Here is a 6,071-nt window from a genome sequence, read left to right on the forward strand (position 1 = left end):
ATGAGTTGATGATTGAATGAATTACTGCGCGGGGACCTCGGCGAGAAGATCGGCGATCTCGTGCGCGGTGAGGAGATCGAAATCGGGTGGAAGCGTGAGACGCAAGCGCGGGATCGCGGGGTGGTCTGCCGCGACTTTGAACCCCGCGGATTCCAGGATTGAGACCTCGGTAAGGCCGATCTGAGGCACCGCATCGACGAGCTCCGCACACGCGGGCGAGAGCTTGTCCCTCGGACCGCCCGCGCGCACGCCGAAAACCTCTAGGGCGGAGACGCCGGCTGAAGTCGCGGCGCCGATCACCGAATCCAACAGCACGGACTCCCAGCCGCGGCGGCGGGCCGCCTCGTCGATGTGCAGACTGGTCACCAGCCACGCATCTTTGCTTACCGGGGCCGTGGGCATGCGTACCGCGCCTGGAGCATCGGCGGCGGGGCAGTAGAGAATGGTGGCGAGGGCGCCGGTCTCTGACGCTGCGTCGATGATGGAAAACCCGACGGGTTCGTGATTGAACGCTGAAGCGACGAGCCAGGCCTCTTTATCGATCTGGGGATCAGCCTCGCTCACCCCGGAAACCAGGCCGGCCACCAGGGGATCCAGCTCCCAGAACACACTCGAGGCGGTTTTCGGGTGCAGGCGGTCGAGTGAACCGATGCGGAGGGGCACAACGCGCGCGGAGGTGTCGCGACTGTGTGCCATGCCCGAAGTACCTCCTATTACTCGCCGCCTTGAATGAGCGCCATGATGCGCTCAAAGTCCTCGCGGTCGCCGAACTCGACGACGATCTTGCCTTTGCGCTTACCCATTGTGACGGAAACCTTGGTATCCCACACGTCGGCAAGCTGGTCTGCGGCGGCGGAGAGGAACTCCGGCTGCGGAGTCGGTTCGCGCTTCGGCTTGTCAGGCGCCTCACCGTGCTTGTTCAGTAAAGTGACCGCTTCTTCGGTCGCGCGCACGGAAAGGCCTTCCGCGACGATGCGTTCCGCGAGGCGGTCCTGGGCGTCGGAGGTATCGTCGCCAAGCTTGATGCCCAAGAGTGCGCGCGCGTGACCTGCTGAGAGCACGCCTGCTGCGACGCGGCGCTGGACAGCAACCGGCAAGTTGAGCAGGCGGATGGCGTTGGTGATTGCGGGGCGCGAGCGACCCAGGCGTTCGGCGAGCTGTTCCTGGTTCACGCCGAACTCTTCGAGGAGCTGCTGGTAGGCGGCTGCCTCTTCGAGCGGGTTGAGCTGGACGCGGTGGATGTTCTCCAACAGCGCGTCGCGCAGCATGTCCTCGTCGGAGGTCTCGCGCACGATCGCTGGGATGTACTTGAGTCCCGCCTTCGACGCTGCGCGCCAGCGGCGCTCGCCCATGATCAGCTCGAAGCCTTCGCGAGTGTCACGCACGACGATCGGCTGAAGCAGGCCGAACTCGCGGATGGAGTGTACGAGCTCGTTCAGCTCATCTTCGTCGAAGACTTGGCGGGGCTGCTTCGGGTTCGGGATGATCTGCCCGAGCGGGATCTCCTGGTAGCGCGCGCCACCAACCGGCACGGGCTGCATCACGTTCTCGTTCGCAGGGGTGACGGTCGGTGCGCCGGCGACGGTCTTCGGCGCACCGGAGACCTGAGGGGAACCCTTGGGGCGCTTGGGCTTTTTCGGCTTCGGGTCGCGCGCGGCGGTCTGGTCCTTAGAACCGGCACCTTTCGCACCGTCCGCGGACTGCTTGCCAAAGATGATGTCGGACGCGCCGCCGCCGATCGCGCCGGTCTTGCCGGACTTGTCCATGTCCGCGGGTGCCGACGGGATCAGCGCCGCGAGTCCGCGACCAAGGCCACCTTTGCGTTCCTGTGCCATCGCTTGTACTCCTCGTCCTTGAAAACCCTAGTTTTCGCCCTCGAGCTGTGCGTAGACTTCCGGGCTCACGCCGATCGGGCCGGTGGTCTCGTGCGGCTGGTAATCGCCGCGCTCCGAGAACTCTTTTGCTGCATCGAAGTATGCCATTGCGCCGCGCGAAGTCGGGTCATACTCAATCACTGTCTGTCCGAATCCCGGTGCCTCGGACACCTTCACGGAGCGCGGGATCACGTTCTTCAGCACCACTTCACCGAACTGGTTGCGCACCTCATCAGCAACGTCCGAGGCCAGGCGGGTACGCGCGTCGTACATCGTGAGCAGCACACCGGAGATGTGCAGGTTATGGTTCAGGTGCTCGCGGATCATGGAAATGTTGCCCAGCAGCTGGCCCACGCCCTCAAGCGCGTAGTACTCGCACTGGATCGGAATCAGCACCTCATCGACTGCGGTCATCGCGTTGATCGTGATCAACCCCAGCGACGGCGGGCAGTCAATGAACACAAAGTCGAAGCCCTGCTCCTCCAAGAACCCACGTCGCAGCGCGTCGTGCAGGCGATACTCGCGGCGCACCATCGACACCAGCTCGATCTCCGCGCCGGCTAGATCAATCGTCGCCGGGATGCAGAACAACCCGTCATGCTGGCTGCTCGCCTGCATCGCATCCGCCGGCTCGGTCTGACCAATTAGCACCTCGTAGCTCGAAACAGTCCCGGAGGTGTGCTCCGCGCCGAGCGCCGTCGAGGCGTTGCCCTGCGGATCCAGGTCGATCACCAGCACCTTCGCACCCTGGTGCGCCAGAGCCGCAGCCATGTTCACACTGGTGGTGGTTTTGCCCACGCCGCCTTTTTGGTTCGCTACTGTGACCACGCGCGCCATCGGTTACCGCCTCACAATCCGGATCAAAGTTGTCGGTTGGTCCAGCATGTCGCCCACAGTGAAGATCGTCGAGTCACCACCGCCGGCAGCCTTAATGTCAGTTCTGTCTCTTTCGAGCTCTTCGCTTACCGACGCCCCCTTCATCGCCACCATCGCACCGCCACTGCGAACCAGAGGCAGCGACCATTTCGCGAGCTTGCCCAGCGGCGCAACCGCGCGAGAAGTCACCGCATCAAACTGCGCCTTCGGCTGCTCCTCCGCCCGGCCACGAACCACGGTGACGTTGTCTAGCCCCAGCTCGTCTTTGACCTCGGCGAGGTAGACCGAGCGCTTCAGCAGCGGGTCGATCAGCGTCACGTTTAGATCGGGTCGCGCGATGGCGAGCGGGATGCCGGGCAACCCGGCGCCGGAGCCGATGTCCGCCACGTTCAGCCCGTCCTCAAAGGCCTCGCCGATCACCGCGCAGTTGAGCACGTGCCGCTCCCAGAGCCGGTCGACTTCTTTCGGCCCGATAAACCCCCGCTCAGTCGCAGTGGTGGCCAGCGATATATGGTATGCCGCGGCCAGGTCAACCCGGTCACCGAAGACCTCGTGGGCGATGGCAGGGACCTGATCCGACACGGCTGTGCACTCCTTGACGCGGCTTGGGTAATTTCCACCCAACTCTAGTAAACGGCTCCGGCGAGCGACCAATCAGAACGGCCGCCCCGGTAGAAACAAAAATCCGCGCCCGGCGGGACGCGGATTGATGCTGAGGCGGTGCGACGCAGCCGTCGAAAAGCTACTTGCCCTGCTTGCGCTGCTTCTTGGAGCGCTTGTCCACCTTGCGTGCGGCGACCTGCGGGGCGGAGGCGCGCTTGGCCTCGCGCTTCTGCGCTTCCTCGATGGCTTCTTCCTTGTCCATCTTGTCGTAGACAATGCGGGTTTGGAAGAACGTCCAAATGTTGTTGGACAGCATGTAGACCAGCAAGCCCACGTGCCACATGAAGCCAGTGGCGACGATCATGATCGGCATGATCCACAGCAACATGCCGTTCATCATGCCCATCTGAGCTTCCATCATCTGCGCCTGTTCACCGACAGGGGCGGCGACCTTACCGGAGGCGCGGCGCTCCTTCTGGCGGTTGATGGAAATTCGAGCGTTGAGGTGCACGAACGCCGCAGAGATGAGCACCATCGGCAGACACACGGCGACGATGTGCGTACGCGTCAGGTCAACGCCGGTAAACGCCGCGAACGCTTGTTCCGGCATGGACATATATGCGGAGAGCGGCACGCCAAAGACGGTCGCATCAAGGAAGGAGCGGACGTCCTCCACCGGGAAGGCGTAGTTGGCAATGTTGCGGTTCTCTTCAATCGACAAACCAGGCTGGTTCGGGCCGGCGGTGCGGTTGAAGGAGCGCAGCACGTGAAACAGGCCAAGGAAGATCGGCATCTGCACGATCGGCACGATGCACGAAGCGAGCGGGTTGACGCCCATCTCCTTTTGCACCTTGCGCATCTCTTCGGCCATCTTGGCCTGGTCGTTTTTGTACTTCTCGCGGATGGCCTGCATCTTCGGCTGGACCTCCTGCATTTTGCGCATGCTGCGCATCTGGTTGACCATCGGCCGCACCAGGAAGATACGCACCGTGCAGGTCAGCAGGACAATGGCCAGCACCCAGGACAGCCCCGAGGTTTTGGGCACAACAACGCCGACCACTTCGTGCCAGAACCGCAGCACCCAGGAGATCGGCCAGTAAACGAAATTCAGCACTGTTCGGTGTTACTCCTCAACTCTTTTCACGCTTCCCGGCACCGGGTCGAACCCGCCCGGGTGCCACGGCCCGCATTTGCACAGGCGCGCCCCGGCCATCGCGCCACCTTTCAGCGCGCCGTGCCGCGAGACAGCCTCGAGCGCATACGCGCTGCATACAGGCATGAAGCGGCAACTTCCACTCATCTTAAGGGGTGAGAGGTATTTTTGGTAACCACGCACCAGCCCCACCACGGCTTTTGCCAACGGCCCGCGGGCTTCCGGGATTTCGTCGCCGAGGAAGTTGTAATTCACAATCACAGCTTCCGAAGGGCCTTGCTCAGGGCCTTGGCGTAGTCGCGCTCAAGCTCAGCGGAGGTTGCGGTGGCAGCTCCGGGCAGGGCTCGCACCACAACATCATGATTTCGCTCCAGCTTATCGACGCCCCCTCGAACCGTTTCTCGAACCTTCCGCGAAACCGCGTGCCTGGTCACGGCGTTGCCTACCTGCTTGGACACGATGAGCCCGAACCTGGGCCCGCCCTGAATTACCAGGTCATCGCGTGAGTAGAGATGGACTACTAACGTCGAAGACCCCGCTCGCACACCCCGCTTCATCACCTGACGGAAGTCCTCGGATGAAGCGAGTTTGTGCGGGCGGGGTAGCACCGTTTCGGCGTGAAGACGCGCTCGAGCGCTTCGCGGCGCGTTATGCGCTGAGGCGAGCGCGGCCCTTCTTGCGACGTGCGGAGACGATCGCGCGGCCGGAGCGGGTCTGCATGCGGTGGCGGAAGCCGTGCTTGCGTGCGCGGCGGCGGTTGTTCGGCTGGTAAGTCCGCTTAGACACGGAATACTCCTTCAAGCAGTTTCGAACGGCCTGCGGGTGTGGGCGCTTGCTTGCGCGTCCACCCTCCCGGGGCAACAGCCGTCCCGGTATTTAACGAGGTGTTGAGATTGCGAAATCACAGCTCGCGTGCACCGCGGTCACCGTCTCGCCTCAAGCGGCCCGGTTCACAGTTTGCGCAGTGCTCTCACGCACACCAGGCGCACCTGATGTGATCGACCACCACAGGGTACGTGACTTTCGCGCCAGCCGACAAATCGGCGCCGACTTCTCCCGCCGGGGTAGCAAGCGGTACCCCCGAAATTACAACGCTGTATTTAATGTGCGTCCGGACAGCGACTCGCCGAGCAGTCCTGCGGAGTTTGGATTGTAGTTACCATTTATCCAAAACAACTGTTCGAACCTGAACGCTTTGGGCAGGGGTGCGCAACAGCGCGATCTCCGCCACTCGCTCGACACAGTCTCCCGAAACGAGGTAACAATAGTGCAACACCACAACGTCACAACCGGAATTCCGGCTGTGGATAGCTGTGAAGTTGCACTTGAGACTCTGCTCCCGCGTAGCCCGTTCGCGCTGCTCAGAGCCTTAATTAAGCACTTTTCCACTTATCCACATGAGTGTGATTTCCTGTGGATAACTTTGCGTTGTAAAGTACTCCACACCTGTGGATAACACTGTGGATCTCAAGGTGAGGGGGGCATCGATGGCCTCCCAGCCCTGTGGAGCGTTGTAGTTCCACATGTGCTGACGGATCAGGACAACGAGGCGGAAGGAGCGGGTA

Annotated in this window: 8 protein-coding genes; all 8 read right to left on the reverse strand. The window is 62.4% G+C overall.

What is annotated here, in order from left to right:
• Nucleotides 1–21 precede the first annotated feature (21 nt).
• The gene (locus CGLAUT_RS12130) at nucleotides 22–696 is read right to left on the reverse strand and encodes a hypothetical protein (RefSeq protein WP_290185502.1); all 675 of its coding nucleotides are present in this window, start codon (nucleotides 694–696) and stop codon (nucleotides 22–24) included.
• A gap of 17 nt (nucleotides 697–713) precedes the next feature.
• Nucleotides 714–1,835, reverse strand: a complete 1,122-nt coding sequence (locus CGLAUT_RS12135) for a ParB/RepB/Spo0J family partition protein (protein WP_290185503.1) — start codon at nucleotides 1,833–1,835, stop codon at nucleotides 714–716.
• A 27-nt stretch (nucleotides 1,836–1,862) separates the two neighbouring features.
• Nucleotides 1,863–2,711: a ParA family protein gene (locus CGLAUT_RS12140; protein WP_290185505.1), complete on the reverse strand. Its 849-nt coding sequence runs from the start codon at nucleotides 2,709–2,711 to the stop codon at nucleotides 1,863–1,865.
• Nucleotides 2,712–2,714: 3 nt separating this feature from the next.
• The gene (gene rsmG, locus CGLAUT_RS12145) at nucleotides 2,715–3,332 is read right to left on the reverse strand and encodes a 16S rRNA (guanine(527)-N(7))-methyltransferase RsmG (protein WP_290185507.1); all 618 of its coding nucleotides are present in this window, start codon (nucleotides 3,330–3,332) and stop codon (nucleotides 2,715–2,717) included.
• 160 nt (nucleotides 3,333–3,492) lie between these two features.
• Complete coding sequence (yidC, locus tag CGLAUT_RS12150) at nucleotides 3,493–4,467, reverse strand: membrane protein insertase YidC (protein ID WP_290185509.1); 975 nt, start codon at nucleotides 4,465–4,467, stop codon at nucleotides 3,493–3,495.
• A gap of 9 nt (nucleotides 4,468–4,476) precedes the next feature.
• Nucleotides 4,477–4,764 (reverse strand): membrane protein insertion efficiency factor YidD, encoded by a 288-nt coding sequence (gene yidD, locus CGLAUT_RS12155; RefSeq protein WP_095661211.1) that lies wholly within the window; start codon nucleotides 4,762–4,764, stop codon nucleotides 4,477–4,479.
• Nucleotides 4,764–5,114, reverse strand: coding sequence for a ribonuclease P protein component (rnpA, locus tag CGLAUT_RS12160; RefSeq protein WP_290185511.1), 351 nt, complete (start codon nucleotides 5,112–5,114; stop codon nucleotides 4,764–4,766). Before rnpA ends, yidD begins: the two co-directional genes overlap by 1 nt.
• A 40-nt stretch (nucleotides 5,115–5,154) precedes the next feature.
• Entirely contained in the window at nucleotides 5,155–5,292 is a 138-nt protein-coding gene (gene rpmH / locus CGLAUT_RS12165; protein ID WP_095660940.1) for a 50S ribosomal protein L34, read from the reverse strand.
• Nucleotides 5,293–6,071 lie beyond the last annotated feature (779 nt).

Origin of the sequence: Corynebacterium glaucum (assembly GCF_030408855.1) — a bacterium.
GTDB classification, from domain to species: Bacteria; Actinomycetota; Actinomycetes; order Mycobacteriales; family Mycobacteriaceae; genus Corynebacterium; species Corynebacterium glaucum.